Origin of the sequence: Nonomuraea terrae, assembly GCF_044465245.1 — a bacterium.
Lineage (GTDB): Bacteria > Actinomycetota > Actinomycetes > Streptosporangiales > Streptosporangiaceae > Nonomuraea > Nonomuraea terrae.
The window spans coordinates 940099-962948 of record NZ_JBITLL010000006.1 but is presented as its reverse complement, the minus strand read 5'-3'; the positions used below and the strand labels follow the sequence as shown (position 1 = coordinate 962948).

Below are 22850 nucleotides of genomic sequence, written 5' to 3'. Positions count from 1 at the left end.
GACGGTATGCGTGCTCTACCAGCCACGATCCTCGCCGTCTGCGGCCTGATCGCCTCCGCGTGCGGCGGCGCCGGCACCGATGGCGCCACGGCAGGTCAGGCCGCCCCCGCGACGAGCGCGGGGCAGACCCCGGCGGCCACCACGGGGCAGACCCCCGCGGCCACCACGGGAGAGGCCGATGTGCCGGTGTCGGAGACACCGGAGGAGCCGCTCGACGGCAAGGTGGTCGTCATCGACCCGGGCCACAACGGCGGCAACTTCCGCGACCCGGCCGCGATCAACCGCCAGGTCGACGTGCTGACGCAGAAGAAGGCCTGCGACACGACCGGCACGTCCACCGACGACGGCTACAGCGAGGCCGCCTTCACCTGGGACGTCTCCACCCGGCTCCGCAAGATCCTGAAGAACCGGGGCGCCACGGTCGAGCTGACCCGCTCCGGCAACGACGGCGTCGGGCCGTGCATCACCGAGCGGGCCGCGATCGGCAACGAGGCCGGCGCGGACGCCGCGATCTCCGTGCACGCGGACGGCTCGGCGCCGGGCAACCGCGGCTTCCACGTCATCATGCCGAAGAAGATCGACGGGCCGGTGGACAAGGTCGTGAAGGCCTCGAGCAGGCTGGGCGTCGCCGTCCGCGACGCCTTCCGCGACGGCACGGGGCTGCCGTACTCGAACTACATCGGCAGCAGGGCGCTCGACTACCGCAACGACCTGGGCGGGCTCAACCTGTCGACGGTGCCGAAGGTGTTCATCGAGTGCGGCAACATGCGCAACGCCGCCGAGGCGGCCAAGTTCCGCGATCCGAAGTTCCGGCAGAAGATCGCTCTGGCGCTGGCGAACGGATTGCAGCACTATCTCGAATCATGATTCCTCGTCCTGAGCTGCTCCATGACCTTTCCGCCTCCTACGCGCTGAGCTCCGGCGCGACGGTGTCCGGTGACCTGGTGGACGCCGTACGTGTCGCGCTGCCCCGGCTCGACCTGCGGCCCGGCGACTCCGGCGAGATCGACGTGCGCCGTGATCCGGCGCTGGGCGAGGAGGCGTACCGGCTGACGGTGGGGTCGCGCGGTGTGGAGATCGCGGCGGGCGGCCGGGCGGGAGCGTTCTACGCCGCGCAGTCGTTGCACCAGTTGCTGCCCGACGCCTCCTACCGGTTCTCGGCCGGCGCGTCGTGGGCCGTGCCGGGGGTGCGGGTCGAGGACGCGCCCGCGTTCGCCTGGCGTGGGCTGCACCTCGACGTGGCGCGGCACTTCCTCCCCAAGCGGGAGGTGCTGCGCCTGCTGGACCTGATGGCGGTGCACAAGCTCAACCGGCTCCACCTGCACCTGGTCGACGACCAGGGGTGGCGGGTGGAGAGCCGGGCCTACCCGCGGCTGCACGAGGTGGCCTCCCACCGCCCGCGTACGGTGAGCAGCCACTACGGGGAGCCGGTGACGTACGACGACCTCCCGCACGGCGGCTACTACAGCCTGGACGACCTGGCGGAGATCGCCGCGTACGCGCGCTCCCGCTGCGTCACGGTGGTGCCGGAGATCGACGTGCCGGGGCACGCGTCGGCGATCCTGGCGGCGTACCCGGAGTTCGGGGCCACCGGGGAGCCGCATGAGGTGCTCGACCGGTGGGGCATCTCCCCCGCGATCCTGTCGCCGCTGCCGGCGACCGTCGACTTCCTCCTCACGGTCTTCGACGAGCTGCTGGGGGCGCTGGGCGAGACGCCGTACGTGCACATCGGCGGCGACGAGGTGGTGCTCGACCACTGGGCGGCCTCGCCGGAGATCGGCGCGTACCGCGAGTCGCTGGGCCTGGCGACGGCCAACGACCTGCAGGCGTGGTTCCTGCGGCGGCTGGCCGACGCGCTGGCCGAGCGCGGCGCGCGGGCCGTGGTGTGGGACGAGGCGTTCGTCAGCGGCGGGTTGCGCGAGGACACGATCGTCATGCCGTGGCGCGGCATGGGCGTCGGTCGGCGGGCGGCCGCGGCCGGGCACGACATCGTGGCGACGCCGGTGTTCCCGCTCTACTTCGACTACGCCGAGTCGGGCTCGCCCGCGGAGCCGATGGCCATCGGCGACACCACCACGGTGGACGACGTGGCCGCGTTCGACCCGGCGCCCGCCTCCTGGAGCGATGCGGAGCGGTCGCGGGTGCTGGGGACGCAGGCGCAGCTGTGGAGCGAGCGGGTGCCCGACCCGCGGACGGTCGACTACCGGCTGTGGCCGAGGGCCTGCGCGCTCGCGGAGGTGGCCTGGGCGGGCCGGGCCCAGGAGGGCTTCGGCGAGCGGCTGGCCCGCCATCTCGGGCGGCTCGACGCGCTCGGCGTGGAGTACCGCCCGCCGGCGGGGCCGCGCCCGTGGCAGCGGCGGCGCCCGCACCGGCCGAGCGAGCTGGACATGCGCGACAGGATGGCCCGCATCGAGGAGATGACGCACGACGCCGAGTCGACCCGGCCGAGCGTGTGACTCAGAGGGCCGGGCGGTCGTTGAGGATGAGCTGGAAGAGCCGGTGATCCTGCCACCGGCCGTCGATCTCCAGATAGCGCGGGGCGGTGCCGTACAGCTCGAAGCCGGCCTTGCGCAGCACGCTCTGCGAGGCGACGTTGTCGACCAGCGTGCCGGCCGCGACCCGGTGCAGGCGCAGCTCCTCGTCGGCCATCCGGCACACCTCGCGCACCGCGGCGGTGGCCAGGCCGCGGCCGGTGTGGCCGGCGTCGATCCAGTAGCCGAGGTTGGTGCTGAGGAACGGGCCGCGGACGGTGTCGTTGAGCGTCATGCGGCCCACGATCAGGTCGCCGTCGGCCAGCGCCCACGCGGTCGCCTGGCCGGCGGCCTGCTTGGCGAGCATGGCCTCCAGCATCTGGGCCTGGATCGTGAGCGTGTAGAAGCTCTCGGGTCTGCGCGGCTCCCAGGGCCGCAGGTGTTCGCGGTTGCGGATGTAGGCCTCGGTCAGGGCGGGGGCGTCGTGCTCGCTCAGCGGGCGGAGCACGACGCCGCCGGGAAGGGTCACTGGTCGGATCACCGTGCCACCTTAGGCGGTGCGGCCGATGGCCTCGGTGATGGACTTCATGCCGTGTCGGCGCACACGTACGGACAGCTGCCGGTGGATGCGGGAGGCCCAGAGGGGGCCGCCGTAGATCCAGCCGGAGTAGCCCTGGACCAGGGTGGCACCGGCGAGCAGGCGCTCCCAGACGTCGTCGGCGTCCTCGACGCCGCCGGCCGAGACCAGCGTGAGGCCGTCGCCGACCCGGGCGCGCAGGCGCCGCAGGACCTCCAGCGAGCGCTTCTTGAGCGGCCGGCCGGACAACCCTCCGGTCTCGCCGGAGTGGCGGATCGTGGTGTTGGTCGCGATGATGCCGTCGAGGCCCAGCTCCAGCGCCAGGTCGGCGATCGCGTCGATGTCGGCGTCGGCCAGGTCGGGGGCGATCTTGACCAGCAGCGGGGTGCGGCGGGGCGTCGCGTCGGCGACCTCCTTGACCGCGGTGAGCAGCGGGCGCAGCAGCGAGACGGCCTGCAGGTCGCGCAGCCCGGGGGTGTTGGGCGAGCTGACGTTGACCACGAGGTAGTCGGCCAGCGGGGCGAGCCGCTTGGCGCTGGTGACGTAGTCGGCGACGGCGCCCGACTCGGGCACCACCTTGGTCTTGCCGATGTTGACGCCGACGACGACGGGGACGCCCCTGGGCCGGCGCAGCCTGCGGGCGGCGGCGAGGGCGCCGTCGTTGTTGAACCCCATCCGGTTGATCAGCGCCCGCTCGCGCGGCAGCCGGAACAGGCGCGGACGCGGGTTGCCCGGCTGGCCGTGGGCGGTGATCGTGCCGACCTCGACGTGACCGAAGCCGAGCGCGGCGATGCCCTCGGCGCACGCGGCGTCCTTGTCGAACCCGGCGGCCAGGCCCAGCGGCCCGGGGAAGTGCACGCCGAACGCGGTCACGCGCAGGGCCGGGTCGTGCGGGGCGAGCGCACGGTGGAGCAGCCGCTTGAGCAGCGGCAGCCGCGCGAGGAGGGCGAGGCCGCTGACGGTGAGACGGTGCACGGCCTCGGCGTCGAACCGCCGCAAGACCTGCGTGAACACGAGGCGATACATCACGCGTCAGGCTACCAAGCCGGCCTCGTGGGCGATGATCGCGGCCTGGACGCGGTTGCGCACGTCGAGGCGGGTGAGGATGGCGCTCACGTACGCCTTCACGGTGCCCTCCACGATGTGCAGCTCGCGGGCGATCTCGGCGTTGGACAGACCGGCGCCGAGCAGGGCGAGCACCTCGCGCTCGCGCTCGGTGAGCCCCTCGATGCGGTCGCGGGCCACCGCGCCCCTGGCCATCCGGCCGCCCTGGAGCCGGCTGATGACGCTCCTCGCCACCTTGGGCGACAGGTACGCCGCCCCGTCGGCCACCGCGTGGATGCCCGCGATGAGCTCGCGCGGGTCACCCGACTTCAACAGGAAACCGCTGGCGCCCACGTCGAGCGCCTTGGCGATGTAGTCGTCCTCGCCGAACGTGGTGAGCATCACCACGGCCGTCGCCGGCGCGGCCCTGCGGATCTCCGCCGCGGCGGCCAGCCCGTCGAGCCGGGGCATGCGGATGTCGAGCAGGGCGACGTCGGGACGGTGGCTGATGGCGAGGTCCACCGCCTCCTTGCCGTCACCCGCCTCGGCCACCACGTCGAGGGCGGGGTCAGAGGACAGGATCGCCCGGACTCCGGCCCGCATCATGGTCTCGTCGTCGGCCAGCAGAATGCGGATCACACCTTCTATAGTGGCCGATATGGCGCAGGTGAAGGTGTACGGCCGTCGCGACGTCTGGGCAGGCAGGCGGCGCGAGCTGTCGGACCTGATCCACGCGAGCCTGGTGAGCGCGTGGGGCCTGCCGGAGGACAAACGTTTCCACCGCTTCCTGCTGCTGGAGGCCGACGACCTCGTCTGCCCGCAGCGGAGCGAACGCTATGTGATCATCGAGGTGGTCTGCTTCACCGGGCGCAGCGACTACGCGAAGCGGACGCTGGTCCGGGAGCTCTACGCCCGGTGGCCGCACGACCCCGAGGACCTGGAGCTCACGATCGTCGAGATGCCCCGGGTGAACTGGGGGATCCGCGGTGTCCCCGCCGATGAGCTGAGCCTGTCGTACGAGGTCGAGGTCTGAGGACGGGTCAAGTTCGGGCTGGCGGTATGGTCCGACTCATGAGCACTCACTATGACGTCGTCGTACTCGGCGCGGGTCCTGGAGGGTATACGGCCGCCGTCCGCGCCGCCCAGCTCGGACTGCGCACCGCGGTCGTCGAGGAGAAGTACTGGGGTGGCGTCTGCTTGAACGTGGGCTGCATCCCGTCCAAGGCGCTGCTGCGCAACGCCGAACTGGCCCACATCTTCCATCACGAGGCCAAGACCTTCGGCATCAGCGGCGAGGTCACCTTCGACTACGGGGCGGCCTTCCAGCGCAGCCGCAAGGTGGCCGACGGGCGCGTCAAGGGCGTTCACTACCTGATGAAGAAGAACGCCATCACGGAGTACGACGGGCGCGGCACGTTCCTGGACGCCAACACGCTCCAGGTGAACGGCGAGACGATCACGTTCTCCCACTGCATCATCGCCGCCGGGGCCACCACCAGGCTCATCCCCGGCACGCAGTTGTCGGAGCGGGTGGTGACGTACGAGGAGCAGATCCTCTCGGAGGAGCTGCCGGACAGCATCATCATCGCGGGCGCCGGCGCGATCGGCGTGGAGTTCGCGTACGTGCTGCACAACTACGGCGTCAAGGTGACGATCGTGGAGTTCCTCGACCGGGTCGTGCCGCTGGAGGACGAAGAGGTGTCGGCCGAGCTGGCCAAGCGTTACAAGCGGCTCGGCATCGAGGTGATGACCTCCACCCGCGTGGACGCCATCGAGGACACCGGCGCCTCGGTCAAGGTCACCGTCACCAAGGGCGGCCAGACGCAGGTGCTGGAGGCCGACAAGGTGCTGCAGGCCATCGGCTTCCAGCCGCGCGTCGACGGCTACGGGCTGGAGAAGACGGGGGTGGCGCTGACCGACCGGGGCGCCATCGCGGTCGACGGCCGCTGCCGGACGAACGTCCCCAGCATCTTCGCCATCGGCGACGTCACGGCCAAGCTGATGCTGGCGCACGCCGCCGAGTCGATGGGCATCATCGCCGCCGAGACCATCGCGAACGCCGAGACGATGGAGCTCGACTACGTGATGATCCCGCGCGCGACGTACTGCCAGCCGCAGGTGGCGAGCTTCGGCTACACCGAGGCGCAGGCGCGCGACCTGGGTTACGACGTGAAGGTGACGAAGTTCCCGTTCACCGCCAACGGCAAGGCGCACGGTCTCGGCGACAGCAACGGCTTCGTCAAGATCATCAGCGACGACACCCACGGCGAGCTGCTCGGCGCCCATCTGATCGGCCCCGAGGTCACCGAGCTGCTGCCCGAGCTGACCCTGGCCCAGCAGTGGGACCTGACGGTGCATGAAGTGGCCCGCAACGTCCACGCCCACCCGACGCTCGGCGAGGCGGTCAAGGAGGCCGTCCACGGCCTGGCCGGTCACATGATCAACATGTAGGACGTGATCGATGATCGGTACGGCCAGGCCGTACCGATCACGTCATCCTGAACGTGTAGTAGTCGACCTGCCAGCCGTCGCGCTCAAGGGCGCGGTGGGCGACGACCTCGGTGGCGAAGCCCTCCTCGCGGGCCAGGCCGCGCAGGTGGTCGAGGTCTCCCGAGGTGCCGAAGCCGATCAGCATCCGCCCGCCGGGGGTGAGGTGGGCTCGCGCGCCGCGGAAGAACGCGGTCATCGCCCGGTAGCCGGGGTCGGCGCTGGCCAGCTCGGACGCGTCGCGCGGCGTGAACCAGCGGTACGGCGGGTCGAAGACGATCAGGTCGAACCGGCCGTCGACGGCCTCGTAGACGTCGCTGAGCCGCACCTCCACGCGGTCGGCGACGCCGTTGCGCTCGGCGTTGCGCCGGGCGGCCTCGACGGCGGCCGGGTTGACGTCGACGGCCAGCACCTCGGCGGCCTTCGAGGCTGCCAGGATCGCGTTGACGCCGCTGCCCGTGCCCATGTCGAGCACGCGGTCGCCCTCCCTCACCTCGGCCAGCACGGCCTCGCCGAGCAGGTGGGACAGGCGCGCGATCGGCATCACACCGGGCGGCACCACGATGGTGCGGCCCAGGTAGGCGAAGCTCTGCTCCCCGGCGCCCTCCTCGCGCATGGCGCGATAGGCGTTCTCATGCCAGCGGCGGATCCGCTCGACGTGCTCGGGCGGGAGCCGCGGAACGTACTCGTCGGCCATTTCGTCCACTTTTCACGAGATCTTCAGAATGCGCTGAGACTCCTCTGAGGATCCGCCGAGAACGTGAGGAGGACAACAGGATTTCCCATCGGACGGTGGTCGCCGCACATGACCTCAACTACCCCTCGAACCGCTGAAGCTCGCCGGCTCGGCCCCTCCTCCGCGGTCCGGCTGGGGCTGCTGGCGCTGGTCGCGGTCGGCATCGCCGGCGCCGGGCTGGAGCTCGCCTTCGAGCGCCACTGGCAGTCGTTCACCCAGCTCATCCCATGGGTCGCCGTGGCGGCCCTGGTGGTCGCGCTCGTGTTGCTCGCCGTGTCCGCGCGCACGGTGACCGTGGTGCGCGTGCTGGCCGGGATGGTGCTGCTGGCCTCGGCGTACGGCGTCTTCATGCACGTGTCGGTCAATTACGGCGTGGGCGCGGGCATGGACCCGGCGTGGGACTCGCTCTCGCCGCTCACCCAGTGGTGGTACGCGCTGACGAAGACCGTGGGCGCGGCGCCGCCGCTCGCGCCCGGCATGCTGGCGCAGAGCGCGCTGCTTCTGCTGCTCGCCACACTGATGCCGAAAACGCGGGCCTGATTGACGGAAACTTGGGCAGAGATCTACCCAGAAGGCGTCGAACGACGTATCTTCCAGGCTCTGGCGCATTTCCTCGGGAGGGCGGCGGGTGGGTCTCGTCCAGGGGCTGCGGGCGGTCGTCCGCACGCCGCGCGGCCGGGTGCTGCTGGCCGCGCACTTCCTCATGGCGTTCGGAGCCCTCGCGCTGGTGGTGCTGGTCGCGCAGGCGTCAGGGGCGGGGCCGGCCGGTCCGGTCGTGCTCGCCGGCTGCGTGGTGGTGTCCGCGGTCTGGGCGCTGGCGCGGGCGTATCCGCGGTGCCCGATCTCGCGCACTTTGCCGGGAACGACGGTCTCCGTCCGGGTGGGCGACCCGCTGAATCAGGACGCCGACCTCGTGGTCGGGTTCGCCGACACGTTCGACACCGACCTCGGCGGCGTGCGGGGGAAACTGCTCGGCCGCCTGTACGACGGCGACCTGGAACGCCTGGACGGCGAGCTGGAACGTGCCCTGTCGGCGGTGGTGCCCCGCCGCGTCGAGACGCGCGAGTCGAAGCCCGTGGGCAAGCTCAAGCGCTACTCGCTCGGCACGGTGGCCACGATCGGTTCGCCGTACCGGAAGGTGCACTGCGTGGTCTCCCGCAGGATGGGCAACGACATGGAGGCGCGCTCGTCGGTGGACGACCTGTGGCTGAGCCTCGGGCGGCTGTGGGCGGAGATCGCGCGGGAGGGGCCGCTGGACCGGGTGGCCGTGCCCGTCGTCGAGGCGGACCCCGAGCTGTTGATCAAGATGGTCGCGGTGTCGTTCGTGGCCCAGCAGAGGACTCGGCCGGTCGCGCGTGAGCTGACCCTCGTCGTGCCCCGCGCCGACGCCGCCGGCATCGACCTCCTGGAGATCCGGGCCTTCCTCGCCGCGCTCTGACCCTGTCATTTTGACGACATGTCGCTGTTTGGCCAGGCAGATCGCGCCCTCCGAACAGGCAGAATGCCGCATTCTCATGAGCGAGTAAAGCGACGTAGCACTACAGATCGGGTTCGTTCATGAGATGGATCACCCGCTTCGCCGCCGTGGGCGCGGGCCTGGCGATGCTGGCGCAGCCGGTGCCGGCGCACGCCGCGGCGCCCGAGCCGGCGACCGGCGGCGCGATGTACCGCGTCACGTTGATCACCGGTGACGTGGTCACCGTGCAGGAGTTCGCCGGCGGGAAACGCGCGGCGACCGTGGAGCCCGGCGAGGGCCGGCAGGACGTCAGGTTCCTCACGCGGGAGGAGAACGGCGAGCTGATCGTGACGCCCGCCGACATGGTGCCGTACCTGTCCCGCGGCCTCATGGACGAGCGGTTGTTCTCGGTCAGCGGCCTGATCGAGCAGGGCTACGACGACGCGAGCAGCGACGTCTTACCGCTGATCCTGGCCTACGCGCGGAGCGGCGCGAAGGCCGTCACGCTGAGCAGCGTGAACGCCCGCCCCCTGCGCGCGGACAAGGACGAGCTGCCCGTGCTGTGGGGCGAGGCCGGTGCCCGCTCGGCAGCGGCCGAGCCGCGGCTGCGCGACGGGCTGGCCAAGGTGTGGCTCGACGGCAAGGTGAGCGTGTCGCTGGAGCACAGCGTCCCGCAGGTGGGTGCGCCGCAGGCCTGGCAGGACGGGTACGACGGCAAGGGCGTGAAGGTCGCGGTACTGGACACCGGGATCGACGCCGACCACCCCGACGTGGCCGGCAAGATCACCGAGACGCGCAACTTCACCGGCGACCCGTCCGCCGAGGACCTGCACGGCCACGGCACCCACGTCGCCGCCACCGTGGCGGGCACCGGCGCGGCCTCGAACGGCCTGCGCAAGGGCGTGGCCCCCGGCGCCGAGCTGGCGATCGGCAAGGTGCTCGACGCCGGTGGCAGCGGCTCGGAGTCACAGGTGCTCGCGGGCATGGAGTGGGCGGCGCTGAAGAGCGGCGCCGACGTGGTCAACATGAGCCTCGGCGGCAGCCCCACCGACGGCACCGACCCGCTCAGCGTCGCCGTGGACGAGCTGACGAAGCAGACCGGCACGCTGTTCGTCATCGCGGCGGGCAACGAGGGCGGCGAGTACACCGTCGGCTCGCCGGGCGCCGCCGCCTCGGCGCTGACCGTCGGCGCGGTGGACGCCGACGACGCGCTGGCGTCGTTCTCCAGCCGCGGCCCGCGCCTGGACGAGGCCGTCAAGCCGGACATCACCGCGCCCGGCGTGGGCATCACCGCGGCCCGAGCCTCCGGCACCGCCCTGGGCACGCCGGTGGACGACCTGCACACCCGGCTCAACGGCACGTCGATGGCCACGCCGCACGTGGCCGGCGCGGCGGCGATCCTGGCCCAACGCCACCCCGAGTGGCAGGCCGGGCAGATCAAGGACGCGCTGGTGTCCACCGCCCGCACGATCGACGGCCAGACGCCGTACGAGCAGGGCGGCGGGCGCGTGGACGTGGCCCGCGCGCTGCGTCAGACGGTCACCGCCACCGCCTCCCTCAGCATGGGCGTGCACGAGGACGGCGACAAGGGAACCCCCGGCGGCGTCATCACCTACACCAACTCCGGCCAGGCCCCCGTCACCCTGACGCCGGCCCCGGTGCTGTCCAACCTGGACGGCGACGCCCCCGGCGAGGGCGCGGTCACCCTGTCGGCCACGACGGTCACCGTGGAGCCGGGCGCGAGCGCGACCGTCGAGGTCGCCGTGGACGTCGCCAGGCTGACCCACGGCCGGCACGCCGGCTACGTCACCGCCACCGCCTCCGACGGCTCCGCGGTCGCGCACACCACGCTGGCGCTGACCCGGCGCGCCGAGACGCACAAGGTGCGCTTCACCGCCGTCGGCCGCGACGGCGAGCCCGCCCGCGTCCCCGTGATCATGATGTACGGCGCCGCCGGCCGCGACGACGCCTTGGGCTACATCCTGTACCCGGACCTCGGCTGGACCGTCGAGGTGCCGGTGGGCACCTACCACATGCAGGCGATCATGGGTGAGAGCCCGGAGGAACTGCCCGTCGACACCCTCGTCGTCAAGCCCGAGATGGCGGTGACCGGCGACATGGAGGTGGTGCTCGACGCCAGGACCGCCGTGCCCGTCGAGATCAGGACGTCCCAGCCGGTGATGCAGGAGGGCATCTCCACCTACTTCACCCACCGCACGTACGGGTCGCGGAAGATCAGCCTGGGCTCGATGAACTTCCCGTCGGTCGAGGGGCTCATGGTCACCCCGACCGAGCCGGTGGCGAACGGCACGTTCGAGTTCGCCTCGCGCTGGCAGCTGGCCGCGCCCCGGGTGCAGGCCCGGCTCGGCAACGAGAGGCTGGTGGTCCGGCCGGCGATCAGGTCGCCCGAGATCGAGGGCACCAAGCACTGGAAGCTCGTCGACGGCGACGCCAAGGGCGTCGACGTGCGGGGCAAGGCCGTGGTGGTCGCCAGCCAGGACTTCGGCGACTGGGAGGAGCGGCTGGAGGGCTTCGCCGAGGCCGGCGCGGCCGCGGTCATCGCGGTCGGCCCGGACGGGCGCGCCATGTGGCAGCCGTGGCGGCCGGACGGCGACCGCGCCCCGCTGCCCACGCTCCTGATCACCCATGACCGCGGCCAGCCGCTGCTGGAGCGGGCGCGCACCGGCCGGGGCGTGGTGCACGTGACCGGCTCGTTCAGGACGCCGTACCTGTACGAGGTCATGCAGGTCTCCTCCGGCCGCGTGCCGGAACGGGTCGTGCACGACGTGAACTGGACCAACACCGCCCTGGTGGACGCCGGCTACCACGACGTCGGCGGCGGCGACCACGGCAAGGACCAGCGGTTCGGCTGGCGGCCATGGCAGACGTACAGCCTTGACCTGCAGATGGAGACCCAGCGCATGGTGGCGACCCCGCTGCGGCGCATGGAGTACGTCAGCGCGGGCGACACCCAGTGGCAGCACGTCGTGCAGCACCAGCTCACCTGGGAGTCGATCAACCGGCTGCGCGGCGGGCTGACGGACGAGCCGCGTTCGTACCGGCCTGCGGAGATCGCCAGGGAGAGCTGGTTCTCCCCCGTCGTCCGCCCGGCCGCGCGGGCCGCCTCCCGGACGGGTGACGTGCTGTCGTTCGACATCCCCGAGTTCGTGGACGCCGACGGTCACTACGGCTTCGTGCACGGCAGCGCCGCCGAGGACACCGGCTCCGCCCGCTTCTACCGCGACGGCGAGCTCGTCCAGGAGAGCGAGACGCTGAACGGCTCCTTCCCGGCCGTGCCGCAGGACGCCGAGTACCGCCTGGAGCTGTCGACGACGCGCACCTCGGAGGACTGGCGGTACGCCACGGCCACCGAGACGTCGTGGACCTTCCGCTCGGCGCGTCCCGAGGGCACCCGGCCGGTCGCGCTGCTCGGCGTGGACTACGACGTCCCCGCCGACCTGGAGGGGAACCTCCGCAGGACCGTCCCGGTCCCGCTCGGCTTCACCGCGCCGAACGCGCGGACCCTGACCGCCGAGCTGTCGTACGACGACGGGCGGACCTGGCGCAGGCTGCCGCTCGCGCCGCTGGGCAAGGGCCGGTTCACCACCCTGGTGGCGCACCGGTCCACCGACACCGGCGTGTCCCTGCGGGTCACCGCCACCGGCGCGAACGGTGAGCGGTTCCAGCAGACCGTCACCCGGGCGTACGGCGTGAAGTAGCTACAACCAGCGCTCGCGGGCCGCATGCCAGGCCAGTTGCATCCTGGTCTGCGCGCCCGCGAGCCGCATCAGGTGGTAGACGCGGCGCTGCACCGTACGCAGGCTCAGCCCGAGCTGGCTCGCGATCGTCTTCTCCGGCACCCCGGCGACGAGCAGCGACAACAGGTAGAGCTCGTCCGCGTCGAGCGGGCAGGCGTCGCCGGGGTCGGCGACCTGCCCGTCCTCCAGGAACCTGATCGGCGTCGCCCGCTCCCACTGCGACTCGAACAGCGCGATCAGCGCCTCCAGCAGGCTGCTCCCGCGCACCAGCGCGGCCGTCGGCTCGGTCACCCCGGCCGCCTGCTGCACCAGCGGCACCAGTGCGGCCGACCGATCGGCGATCATCATCCGCACCGGCAGCGAGCGCACGGCCCGCGCCTGCTCGCCCAGCTTGATCCCGTACGCGACGTTGGCCACCATGCCGGGCTCCTCCAGCAGGGCCCGTTCGTAGATGACGCGGTAACCGACGCCGCGGCCGAGCGCTTCCAGCTCCTCGGTGTTGTCCTGTGAGGGCATCACGACATGTCCGGCGCGGCAGAAGTACATGACCTCCTCGCGGGCGGTGTTCTGCAGGTGGCGTACCTGCTCGCGCAGCGCGGCCCGGCTCGGCAGGATCTCGATCAGCCAGTCGGCGTCACGGCGGCGCAGGCTCGCCCGGTACTCCTCGGCGAGCTGCTCCACCGCCTGCCGGGCCCAGTCGATCGTCTCCTGCTGCCTGACCAGCCGCGGCCCGAGCGCCACCTCGGGGGCCACGGGCGCGTACCTGCGGCCGTGGGTGCCCGGCACCTCGCGGGTCAGGCCCGTGTCGCACATCGATCCCAGCGCCCGGGCCGTTCTCTCCTGTTCGACGCCCAGTTCGTCGGCGAGGTCCGCGACGTCCGCCTCGCCCGCTCGTACCAGTAAGCGGTACGCCCGTTCCTCCAGCTCTCCCAGTCCGGCAACCTCCAGCATGCCCCCATGATGGCACTTGACCACATAGGTCACTTACATCGGCTTAAATCACAAATGGCCAGGTGATGCGGTGAAATTTCGCGTCATCGTCCTCCGATGTCCTCGCGGGCGGCTCTCGGCAACCGAGCTCTAACAGCCCGACGAGGACGGCTGGGTCGCCGTCTCGGCTGTGGGGTGTGCGGTGGGAGGAGTTCCGAGCGCGATCGAGGGATCTCCCTGAGCGCTGTCAATCCTCGCCGAAGGTGATGACGATGTCCCTGCCGTTGGCGTAGCTCACCACGGGGCGCTGGAGCGAGTCGCTCACCCTGCGGGCGGCGTTCTGGAACAGCTCCACCATCTCCGGGGTGTCGGCGGTGATCCGGAAGCGGCCGCCGGCGAGGAGATGCTCGGCGACCAGCGGGGCGAAGGCCGCCTCACCCCGGACCTTCTCCTCCGCGGTGAGCGGGGTGCGCCGGGGGGCGGGCGGGACGCCGAAGTGCTGGGACATCGATGGTCTCCTCCTGATCGCGGTCCTTCCAGGGTGCCACCCTTCGAAGGAGCCAATACTGCGATTTAGTGAAATACCGAATGGCATTCCACTCAACAATAATACCGGTGTTGACTTTTGAAGTTTGAACATTAAAGATCGCATTGGCCCGGCCGGTGTCATGTCCTCTTTTACGGTCAGTTCAAGGGAGAAGTCATGCGTAGTACCAAGCTCACGTTCGCTTGGGGCCTCGCGGGCGCCGCGTCGCTGTGCATCGCGCTCGGATCCGCCGTGCCCGCCTCTGCCGACTCGGGGTCGGGTGTCACGTTCTGGTCGGGTGATTTCACCGGCCAGTCGGTGACCCTCCCGGCGTCCACCGCGTGCACCACCCTGCCGTTCACGGCGCACTCGGAGTTCAACGACACCGACACGACCATCCGCGTGTACGAGACGACCGACTGCACGGGTCACGCGCTCGCGTACCCGCCCACCGACATCCACAGTTTCCTGACCTTCGACGGCCGCAGCTTCCGCGCGGTCGGCTGACCCAGCACGGGCGAGCCCCGCACGGGGCTCGCCCTCTAACCGCAGGCCCCCCAGAGCGCCAGAACACGACCCACCGTCTCGCGCAGGGTCAGGTCAGTGGTGTCCAGGTACGCGTCGGCGCCGCTCATGGCCTCCTGCTCCCGGTGCAGCAGCGCGAACTCGTCCCAGGTGAGGTGAACCGGACGGGTCAGGGCGCGCTCGCGGGCCCGTTCGTACGACGCGTGCAGGTGCACCACCAGGAGGTCGGCCAGGGCCGCGCGGTACACGCCGAGCGTGTCGGCGTTCAGGACGTCGGCGATGACGACGTCGATCGCGGCCTCGGCGAAGTTCCGGGCGAGACTCGCCGCGTTGAGCGCGCCCAGGCGCCGCTGACGGCGACCTTCCGCGCCCTCCCAGGGGGCCGCCGCGCCGGCGATCACCAGTTGGCGGACGTCGTCCACGTCGACGAAGGCGCATCGAGGGCGGGCGGAGGCGAGCCGCCGGCCCACAGTGCTCTTGCCCGCCGCCGGTGGGCCGGTCAGCGCGAGGATCCGCATGGAGGTTCCCCTACCCGGGGTGCTTGACGGCCAGACGGAGATCGGCTTAATTTCGGTCAAGACCGTTATCTAAGGAGCCCCCCATGCGCTCGGTCACCTACGACAGCTGGCGGCGGGAGCGTAATCGCCGGCAGCGGGTCGAACTCGAGGACTTTCTGCGGCGGACGCTCGTGGACGGGTACGCGACACGCCGCGAGGATGCGTGGCGGCGCGATCACACGGACGAGGACGCCTACGCGGCGAGCGTCGAGCCGAACAGGCGGCGCTGGGCGCGGCTGCTCGGGGTGCCCGAGCTCAAGCCGGCCGGTCCCGTGGAGGTCGAGGACCACCCGCTTCGCGACGACGTCACGACGAAGTGGGTACGGCTCCCGCTCGACAACGGCCTCAGCGCCGAAGCCGTCCTCGCCACTCCGCGGGGGGACCACGACGGCCGGCTCGTGGTGTTCCAGCACGGCCTGGACAGCGTTCCGGAGATCGCGTTCGGGGTCTGCGACGAGTCGGGGGCGTACCACGAAGCGGGGGTCGAGCTGGTCCGCAGGGGATTCACGGTGCTCGCGCCGTTCAACGTGGCCGGCTACGAGGAGCGCAACCGCCTCCAGCGGCTCGCCTGGATCGGCGGCGGGCTGGTGGAGGGCATCGAGTTCGCACGGGCGCGATGCCTGCTGGACGTCGTGGCCGACCTCGCGCCCGTCGACCCCGGCCGGATCGGCATGTGGGGGCAGAGCTGGGGCGGGCTGGCCACGCAGTACTGGATGCCCCTTGAGCCCCGGCTCCGGGCCGGCGTGATCTCGTCGTACTTCAACGAGCGCCTGGGCAAGCTGGCCGTGCCGGACCCGAGGTACACGTGCTTCCTCGACACACCCGCCTTCCACGCCCACCACCCCGGGCTCCTGCGCGAGTTCGCCGACGCGGATCTCCTCAGCCTGATCTGCCCGCGGCCCGTCATGGTGCAGCACGGGCGGGCGGACGACATCGGCTGGCCCGCGGAGGTCGCCGCCGAGTTCGAGCGGGCCAGGGAGCACTGGGCCCGCCTCGGCCACGCCGACCGCGTACGACTCGAACTGCACGGCGGCGGCCACGAGGTCGAGCCGGACAGCGCCATCACCTGGCTCGAACGCTGGTTGTAAATAACGGCCCCGCCCTTAATAAAGAATCCCCATTGACGGGCTCGGAGTGGCGAATTACGGTCTGGACTGTAATCACCCACTTCGAAGTGGAGGAACCCCCATGGGACGGACCCGGCTGGCGGCCACAGGGCTCTTATGCGGCCTTCTGATCGTGTCCTGCGGATCGGGCGGCCAGTCCGGCGGAGGAGGAGGTGAGCTGTCCGGCACCGTCGTGATGTGGACGAACCCGATCTACGACGAGGCCGGCATGCGCAAGCACTACGAGGCAGAGGCGGCCGCGTTCGAGAAGGCCCACCCGGGCGTCGACATCGAGATCACCGTCAATCCGTGGCAGGGCGCCCAGGAGAAGCTCACCGCCGCCCTGGCCGCCCGCCAGGGCCCCGACGTCGTCTACCTGATCCCGGACCGCATCCCGACCCTGGCGAGCCAGGACCTGCTGGTGCCGATGGGCGACGCGCTGGGCGGCGACCGCGCCGACTTCAACGACAACGCGCTCGACGCCGTCACCTACGACGGCCAGGTCTACGCCGTCCCCGTGCTGCAGTCGGCGCTCCCCCAGGTCTACGACAAGCGCGTGCTCGACGAGGCCGGCGTCGAGGACGTCCCGACGACCTGGGAGGAGTTCGCGGCCCTCGGCGAGCAGGTCAAGGGCGCCGGCTACTACCTCACCGAGTACCACGCGCACGCCGACATGGCGATGAACATCTCCTTCTACCCGTGGTTGTTCCAGGCGGGCGGATCGGTCTACTCCCAGGACGGCACCAAGGTGGCGTTCAACAGCCCGCAGGGCCTGAAGGCGCTGACGTACCTGAAGGGGCTGTTCGACCAGGGCCACGCCCCGAAGGGACCGATCAGCGAGCCGTCCCAGATCGAGGAGACCGACGTCAGCCGCGGCAAGGTCGCGCAGGTCGCCTTCGAACCGCAGCGCCTGGTCACGCTGTGGGGCGCGGAGAACGTCCGCATCGCACCGCCGCTGAAGGACGAGCGGCAGGTCGGCTACGGCACCGTGGGCTCGTACGGCGTGCTCAAGACCGCCGACGACACCGCCGCCGCGACGGAATGGGTGAAGTGGATCAGCCGCCCCGAGGCACTGCGCGAATTCGACGCGGCCTCCGGGTTCTTCGCGCCCAGGAAGTCGCTGAACGACCTTTATGCGGACGACCCGGTCCTCGGCGAGGTCGAGAAACTGATCCCGATGATGTCCACGTTCGGCCCGCACCCGAAGGACGCGGCCGAGGTCAGCGCCGCGCTGCGGGTCGAGATCGAGGCCGCCCTGCGCGGTCAGAAGACGCCGCAGCAGGCCCTGGCCGACGCCGAGGCGGAGGGCAACCGCATCCTCTCGTCCGGGGGGTGACCGGCCCGTGAGCCACCGCACCGCTGTACGGCCGCGACCGTCGTCCGCGGCTCCCCCGCCGGAACGCCACGCCATCGCCGAGCGCGCCGCCAGAGTGCTGCGCCGCCGCGAAGCCCGGATCGCGTACGCCCTCATCCTTCCGTACGTCCTGCTGTTCCTGGTCTTCCGCATGCTGCCCGCCATCGCGAGCATCGGGCTGAGCTTCGCCGACTACTCGCTGGCCGGCACCCTGTCGTGGGTCGGGCTCGAGCACTACGAACGCCTGGCCGCCGACCCCACCTTCTGGGAGGCCCTGCGGGTCACGAGTGTGTACGCCGTCATCTCGGTGCCGATGATCCTGCTCACCTCGCTGGTGATGGCGTTGCTGATCCGGCGGCCCCTGCGCGGCCTGCGGTTCTTCAGGTCGGTCTACTTCCTGCCGGTCATGACGAGCCTGGTGCTCGCCGGGGTGATCTGGCGCTGGATCTATTCGGACGCCGGCGCGCTGAACTCGATGCTGGAGTCGGTGGGCGTCGCCTCGGTGCCCTGGCTGGGCGACGAACGGCTGGTCCTGCCGGTGCTGTCCAGCGTGGCGACGTGGACCCGGTTCGGGTTCGACATGCTGATCCTCCTCGCCGCGCTGCTCAGCGTGCCGCCGGAGCTGGAGGAGGCGGCCCGGGTCGACGGCGCCGGCCCCTGGCACGTCTTCCGGTACGTCGTGCTCCCCCATCTGCGCCCGGCGCTGTTCTTCGTGCTCGTCATCGAGACGGTGAACGCCGTCCAGGTGTTCGACGTGATCTACGTCATGACCGGCGGCGGCCCGGTACGGGCCAGCACGACCCTCGTCTTCCTGCTCTACAAGCGGGGCTTCGAGTTCTTCGAGTTCGGCTACGCCGCGGCGATCGGCGTGGTCCTGTTCGCGATCACGCTGGTCGCGGCCGTCGTCCAGCGCAGGTTCTTCGGAGGGAGTACCGCATGACCGCGGTCGCCGACATCGCACCCGACATCGCGCCGGCAGGCCGGAGCCACCGCTCCCGCCTGCCGCGGATGCTGCGCTACCTCGTCATGACGATCGCGGCGGTGCTCACCGGCTTCCCCTTCTACGCGATGCTGATCATCGCGCTGAAGCCGCCGACCGCCCCGATCCGGCTGCCCGGCTCGCTCGCGCCGTGGCCGCTGACCCTCGACAGCATCCAGGCGGCGCTGGCCGGCGGCGACGTGCTGCGCTGGACGCTGAACAGCGTGGTCTATTCGGTGGGCTCGACGGTGGCGGTCGTCGTGCTGGCGTCGCTGGCCGGATACGCCTTCGCCAAGAAGCGCTTCCCCGGCCGGAACGCGATCTTCTGGGGGATCCTGTCGATGCTGATGATCCCGTACCACGTCACGCTGATCCCGCTGTTCATCCTGGTCGCCCAGGTGGGAGGCATCAACACGCTCTGGGGGATGATCCTGCCGACGCTGGCCAACGTGCACGCCCTGTTCCTGATCCGGCAGTTCGTCATGGGCATCCCCGACGAGATCATCGACGCCGCCCGCATGGACGGCGCCGGGGAGTTGCGCGTCTACTGGAGCATCGTGCTCCCGCTGATCAGGCCGATCCTCGCCACCGCGGCGCTCTTCGTCTTCCTGTGGCACTGGAACGACTTCCTCTGGCCCCTGGTCGTCGGCCAGGACGAGAGCATGCGCACCCTCACCGTGGGCGTCGCCGGCCTGCGCCAGCAGGTCAGCCAGCTGCCCCTGGAGATGGCCGGGGCGGTGCTGGCCTTCCTGCCGATCCTGATCGTCTACCTGCTGGCGCAGCGGCACTTCATGCAGGCCGCGATGATGTCCGGCCTGAAGGGCTGACTTTCAGGCCGGACAGGCAGTGGACCAACGGAGCGCACACCACGGCGACGACCGCCAGCCGGCCGCCCACCCCGCTGGGCCGGGCAGCATGAGCAGCCCGGTGGTGAGAACGCCGGCGCCGGGGCCGGTCTGCAGGTAGATGGGCATGCCTGTGGAACGGGGGATCCGCTCCTAGGAGACCGGCTGGTGCGAGGTGAGCGTCACCGTGCCGCCGTCGAAGCGGAGCGTGTAGCGGCCGCCGCGTTCCACCACATCGGGGAGCGGCGTGCCGGCGTACCCGGAGAGCATGGCCAGCAGCGCCGGGATCACGTCGCCGTGAGAGGAGGCGACGACGCGGCCGCCGGGGTGGCGGCGGGCCATGGACGTGAGCGCGTACGCCATTCGTCCCGCCGACCAGGCACCGCCGATCGCGCCGGCCACCGGCGCGTAGACACCTCCGACCCACTCGGCAGGCTCGCGGAACCCGTCCGCCTCCGCGAGCGTCTCCAGGCACTCGACCGGCAGCCCGGTCGCCCTGGCCAGCGGCTCGACGGTCTCGCGGCAGCGCCGCGCCGGGCTGCTGAAGATCGCGTCCACCGGCAGGCCCACGGCCGGCACCAGGGCCTCGGCCTGCCGCCTGCCGAGGCCGGACAGCGGACGGGCGTCGTGATCTCCCTCCCAGCCCTGCCGAGGCACGCTCTCGCAGTGCGGGACCAGTTCGAGGGTGACGTCGGGGATCAGCACCCCAGCATGATCCGGCCGGGATCGGCGCGCTGTCGAGAGCGTCTCAGGCGGAACGCCGGCGCACGAGCCGGTAGCCGAGCACGGCGAGCACGCAGACGACGGCGAGGAGGAGCAGCAGCGCCCACGGGAGCGTCCACGTGTGCGCGGTGGTCTGGACGGCGGTGAGCGGGGCGATCGAGTTGGACGCGTCGGTGAGCAGCGGCGTGAGCGCGACCGTCCCCGTCACCCGCAGCACGGGCGCCACCCCGCGCACCGGCACGGACACCTTCCAGGTGTCGCCAGGCAACAGCTGCGGCGTGTCCGCGATCTTCCCGGCGTCCACCGCCAGGCTGCCGAAGGGCCCGGACAGCGACACCTCCTGCCGGGCGGCGAGGATGGCGTTGCCCGTGTTGCGGATCGTGTACGCGACGGAGGCGTCACCCGCGCCGAACGGGTTCGACGTCCCCGAGTAACTCACCCGCACGTCCTCCACCGACAGGCGCGGCTTCAGCTCGCCGCCCACGCGGAGGCGGATGCGGATGCCGAGCCGCTGGTTCCCCTCACCTTCGGTGACGACGCCGCCCATGTAGTCGCCGGGCGCCACATCGCCGGGAAGGGTCAGCGTGAACGGCACCTCGGCCGACTGGCCGGGCTCGACCGTCACGTCGGGGCGCTCAGGGCGGACCCACGCGCCCACCCCCGCCGACTCGGCGTTCTTGGGACGCAGGTCGAGCCGCCCTTCGCCGGAGGTGAACGCGTCGGCGGCGTACACGGCCAGGTGGAGCGGCGTGGTGCCGTCATTGGTGATCACGATGCCGTCGGTGAGGCTCCCGCCGGGGTTCAGCACGTAGCTGTAGTTGTCCCGGTCGGGGCCGAAGTCGTTGGCGGCCGTGCCGACCGCCCATGAGGCGTCACCGTCCGCCGCGGCGGCGGGTCCGGCGAGGCCGAGCGCGGCGAGCAACGCCACGATGGCTGCGAACGCTGTGGTCGGACGCATCTGGTGAACCTCGGGCAGTCTGGGAGTTGCGGATGTGCGGATGGGGTGGGCGTCGGCGACGCCCACCCCACTAGGAGGAGCAGGCCGGATCAGCAGGTCCGGCGCGACCGCGATCGGCTACTGGAGCCAGCTCGCCGTGGTGGTCGCGACCGCGCTGTCCTCATCGTCGTGGCCGTTGCCGTGGCCGTTGCCCTGGCCGTGGTCGTCGTCCTTGCCGTCGTGACCGTGGCCGTGGCCATCGCCGTGGCCGTTGCCGTGGCCGTCGTCGTCGCGGGAGGGGTTGATGACCACCTTGTCGACGAGCGAGCCGACGGGCTGCGCGGGGCTGGCGCCGCTGTCAGGGCCGCACCAGGACTCCTGGCCCAGCTCCACGGCGGAGTTGGGGCCTTCGCAGTCGCCGCTGCGGACGTTCTCGACGGTGAGCTTGTCGTCGTCCACCTCGACCTTCACGTACGTACGCACGTGCTCCTGGTTCTCGACCGAGTTCGCCCAGTGGTTCTTGGGGTTGAGCGGGTCGGGACCGTAGTTCGGGTCCTTGGTGACGTCGGGCTTGCTCAGGTCGTAGTACTTCGAGCCGGAGGCGGAGTTGGCCGTCACGTAGATGACGCCGCCCGGACCGGCCTCGACCTCGGCGTCGCCGGGCTTCTCGGCCGGGTTCGCCTTCTGGCCGTTCTTGATCACGTAGCTGCGGGAGTAGCTGTGGTCGTGACCCTGCAGGACCAGGTCGACGCCGAGGTTCGAGAAGGCGGTCGGGAAGTCCTTGCGGCGCAGCTGGTTGTCGCCGTCGTTGGCGTGGTTGGCCGGCGAGTAGATCGCGTGGTGGTAGACCAGCACGGTGTGCTTGGCGTCGGCGCCGTGCTCCTTGATGACCTTGGTGACGTAGTCGATGTGCGCGGCGTCGGAGCCGTTGGCGTAGGCGTTGCTGTTCAGGTCGATGAACAGCACGTCCTTGTAGGTGTACCAGTAGTCGCCGCCGGAGCGGGTGTTCGTGTCGCCGTTGTAGAACGGCGTGGAACGGTCGGTGTTCGGCGTCCAGAAGTGCTGCTCGTACGCCTTGCCGCCGACGTCGTGGTTGCCGATGGTGGCGGCCCACGGGTACTGGCGCAGCTGGTCGGGCCGCAGGAAGTCGTTCCAGTTGGTCTCGTTGTTGGCGCTCTCGACCTGGTCGCCGCCGGAGACCAGCAGTTCGGCGTTCGGGTTGGCGGCGGTGGCCACCCGCAGGGTGTCGGCCCAGCCGTCGCCGTCCCTGGTCGAGTTGCCCGACGAGCCGATCTGCGGGTCGCCGAAGAACAGGAAGTCGAAGTCGCCGTCGAACTTCTGGGTCTTGAAGGTGTACGTCGGGGACCAGGTGCCGCCGGTGCCGACCCGGTAGGAGTACGAGGTGTGCTCCTTCAGGCCGTTGATCGTGGCGTGGCCGTTGTAACCGCCGCTGACGACGTTCGCGGTGACGGTGGCCGGGATGGTGACGGCGTCCTTGGGGAACTGGCCCTTGTGGACCTTGTGGGTGGGGGCCACCTGGACGACCTTGGCGGTGCCGTCCGCGGCGTACCAGGACACGACGCGCTGGGCCTCGTTGGCGCCCACGCCGAGCACGATGCCGGTGGGCGCCGTGCCGTCGGCGGCCTGGGCGGCGGCCGTCAGGCCGCTGCCGATCACAGCGCTGAGGCCCATGACCGCCGCAGTGGCGGCCACAGCGGCCCGGCGAAGGAACTGCCCACGCCGCTGCGTGCCATTGTCAAGCTTCATCAGATTTTGTCCGTTCAAGCACTGAGAGGGTACTGAAAAGCCGATTAACCATTTCGGGCATCGGTGACCAAA

Annotated in this window: 22 protein-coding genes; 12 read left to right on the top strand and 10 right to left on the bottom strand. The window is 71.0% G+C overall.

Going from position 1 to position 22850, the window contains the following annotated elements; genetic code table 11:
- The first annotated feature begins 6 nt into the window (after positions 1–6).
- Both ACIBP6_RS33915 and ACIBP6_RS33910 read left to right on the top strand, forming a co-directional pair.
- Positions 7–867 (top strand): N-acetylmuramoyl-L-alanine amidase, encoded by an 861-nt coding sequence (locus ACIBP6_RS33915; RefSeq protein ID WP_397057900.1) that lies wholly within the window; start codon positions 7–9, stop codon positions 865–867.
- Entirely contained in the window at positions 864–2456 is a 1593-nt protein-coding gene (locus ACIBP6_RS33910) for a beta-N-acetylhexosaminidase (protein WP_397057899.1), read from the top strand. Before ACIBP6_RS33915 ends, ACIBP6_RS33910 begins: the two co-directional genes overlap by 4 nt.
- Position 2457: 1 nt before the next feature.
- Here ACIBP6_RS33910 and ACIBP6_RS33905 read toward each other — a convergent pair whose 3' ends face one another.
- The 3 genes from ACIBP6_RS33905 to ACIBP6_RS33895 are packed head-to-tail and all read right to left on the bottom strand — an operon-like array spanning position 2458 to position 4731.
- Positions 2458–3012, bottom strand: coding sequence for a GNAT family N-acetyltransferase (locus tag ACIBP6_RS33905; RefSeq protein ID WP_132608255.1), 555 nt, complete (start codon positions 3010–3012; stop codon positions 2458–2460).
- 9 nt (positions 3013–3021) lie between these two features.
- Complete coding sequence (locus ACIBP6_RS33900; protein WP_397057898.1) at positions 3022–4074, bottom strand: quinone-dependent dihydroorotate dehydrogenase; 1053 nt, start codon at positions 4072–4074, stop codon at positions 3022–3024.
- A gap of 6 nt (positions 4075–4080) precedes the next feature.
- Positions 4081–4731: a response regulator gene (locus ACIBP6_RS33895; RefSeq protein WP_397057897.1), complete on the bottom strand. Its 651-nt coding sequence runs from the start codon at positions 4729–4731 to the stop codon at positions 4081–4083.
- A 19-nt stretch (positions 4732–4750) separates the two neighbouring features.
- Here ACIBP6_RS33895 and ACIBP6_RS33890 point away from each other — a divergent pair, with 19 nt between their 5' ends.
- Complete coding sequence (locus ACIBP6_RS33890) at positions 4751–5125, top strand: tautomerase family protein (protein ID WP_397057896.1); 375 nt, start codon at positions 4751–4753, stop codon at positions 5123–5125.
- 38 nt (positions 5126–5163) lie between these two features.
- On the top strand, positions 5164–6543 hold the full coding sequence (lpdA, locus tag ACIBP6_RS33885; RefSeq protein WP_397057895.1) for a dihydrolipoyl dehydrogenase: 1380 nt from the start codon (positions 5164–5166) through the stop codon (positions 6541–6543).
- A 37-nt stretch (positions 6544–6580) separates the two neighbouring features.
- On the opposite strand, the gene ACIBP6_RS33880 is transcribed toward lpdA, so the two are convergent.
- Positions 6581–7276, bottom strand: coding sequence for a methyltransferase (locus ACIBP6_RS33880; protein ID WP_397057894.1), 696 nt, complete (start codon positions 7274–7276; stop codon positions 6581–6583).
- A gap of 108 nt (positions 7277–7384) precedes the next feature.
- Between ACIBP6_RS33880 and ACIBP6_RS33875 the strand changes: the two genes are divergently transcribed.
- The 3 genes from ACIBP6_RS33875 to ACIBP6_RS33865 all read left to right on the top strand — a co-directional run bounded on the left by ACIBP6_RS33875 (position 7385) and on the right by ACIBP6_RS33865 (position 12490).
- The gene (locus ACIBP6_RS33875; protein ID WP_397057893.1) at positions 7385–7855 is read left to right on the top strand and encodes a hypothetical protein; all 471 of its coding nucleotides are present in this window, start codon (positions 7385–7387) and stop codon (positions 7853–7855) included.
- An 88-nt stretch (positions 7856–7943) separates the two neighbouring features.
- On the top strand, positions 7944–8753 hold the full coding sequence (locus ACIBP6_RS33870) for a macro domain-containing protein (protein WP_397057892.1): 810 nt from the start codon (positions 7944–7946) through the stop codon (positions 8751–8753).
- A gap of 119 nt (positions 8754–8872) precedes the next feature.
- Positions 8873–12490, top strand: a complete 3618-nt coding sequence (locus ACIBP6_RS33865; protein ID WP_397057891.1) for a S8 family serine peptidase — start codon at positions 8873–8875, stop codon at positions 12488–12490.
- Here the strand turns inward: ACIBP6_RS33865 and ACIBP6_RS33860 are convergent, their stop codons facing one another.
- Positions 12491–13480, bottom strand: a complete 990-nt coding sequence (locus ACIBP6_RS33860; RefSeq protein ID WP_397057890.1) for a helix-turn-helix domain-containing protein — start codon at positions 13478–13480, stop codon at positions 12491–12493.
- 226 nt (positions 13481–13706) lie between these two features.
- Complete coding sequence (locus ACIBP6_RS33855) at positions 13707–13967, bottom strand: hypothetical protein (RefSeq protein WP_397057889.1); 261 nt, start codon at positions 13965–13967, stop codon at positions 13707–13709.
- Between the two features lie 195 nt (positions 13968–14162).
- Between ACIBP6_RS33855 and ACIBP6_RS33850 the strand changes: the two genes are divergently transcribed.
- Positions 14163–14492, top strand: coding sequence for a hypothetical protein (locus ACIBP6_RS33850; protein ID WP_397057888.1), 330 nt, complete (start codon positions 14163–14165; stop codon positions 14490–14492).
- A 35-nt stretch (positions 14493–14527) separates the two neighbouring features.
- On the opposite strand, the gene ACIBP6_RS33845 is transcribed toward ACIBP6_RS33850, so the two are convergent.
- Entirely contained in the window at positions 14528–15028 is a 501-nt protein-coding gene (locus tag ACIBP6_RS33845) for an AAA family ATPase (RefSeq protein WP_397057887.1), read from the bottom strand.
- 83 nt (positions 15029–15111) lie between these two features.
- Between ACIBP6_RS33845 and ACIBP6_RS33840 the strand changes: the two genes are divergently transcribed.
- The 4 genes from ACIBP6_RS33840 to ACIBP6_RS33825 all read left to right on the top strand — a co-directional run bounded on the left by ACIBP6_RS33840 (position 15112) and on the right by ACIBP6_RS33825 (position 19333).
- Entirely contained in the window at positions 15112–16155 is a 1044-nt protein-coding gene (locus ACIBP6_RS33840; protein WP_397057886.1) for an alpha/beta hydrolase family protein, read from the top strand.
- A gap of 100 nt (positions 16156–16255) precedes the next feature.
- Complete coding sequence (locus tag ACIBP6_RS33835) at positions 16256–17509, top strand: extracellular solute-binding protein (protein WP_397057885.1); 1254 nt, start codon at positions 16256–16258, stop codon at positions 17507–17509.
- Positions 17510–17516: 7 nt separating this feature from the next.
- Entirely contained in the window at positions 17517–18467 is a 951-nt protein-coding gene (locus tag ACIBP6_RS33830; RefSeq protein ID WP_397057884.1) for a carbohydrate ABC transporter permease, read from the top strand.
- Positions 18464–19333, top strand: coding sequence for a carbohydrate ABC transporter permease (locus tag ACIBP6_RS33825; RefSeq protein WP_397057883.1), 870 nt, complete (start codon positions 18464–18466; stop codon positions 19331–19333). Before ACIBP6_RS33830 ends, ACIBP6_RS33825 begins: the two co-directional genes overlap by 4 nt.
- A gap of 171 nt (positions 19334–19504) precedes the next feature.
- On the opposite strand, the gene ACIBP6_RS33820 is transcribed toward ACIBP6_RS33825, so the two are convergent.
- From ACIBP6_RS33820 to ACIBP6_RS33810, 3 genes are all read right to left on the bottom strand, one after another.
- Entirely contained in the window at positions 19505–20056 is a 552-nt protein-coding gene (locus tag ACIBP6_RS33820) for a histidine phosphatase family protein (RefSeq protein WP_397057882.1), read from the bottom strand.
- Between the two features lie 43 nt (positions 20057–20099).
- A complete protein-coding gene (locus ACIBP6_RS33815) occupies positions 20100–21032 on the bottom strand; it encodes a WxL protein peptidoglycan domain-containing protein (protein ID WP_397057881.1) in 933 nt (310 codons plus the stop codon).
- A 117-nt stretch (positions 21033–21149) separates the two neighbouring features.
- Entirely contained in the window at positions 21150–22778 is a 1629-nt protein-coding gene (locus ACIBP6_RS33810) for a fibronectin type III domain-containing protein (protein ID WP_397057880.1), read from the bottom strand.
- Positions 22779–22850: the final 72 nt, after the last annotated feature.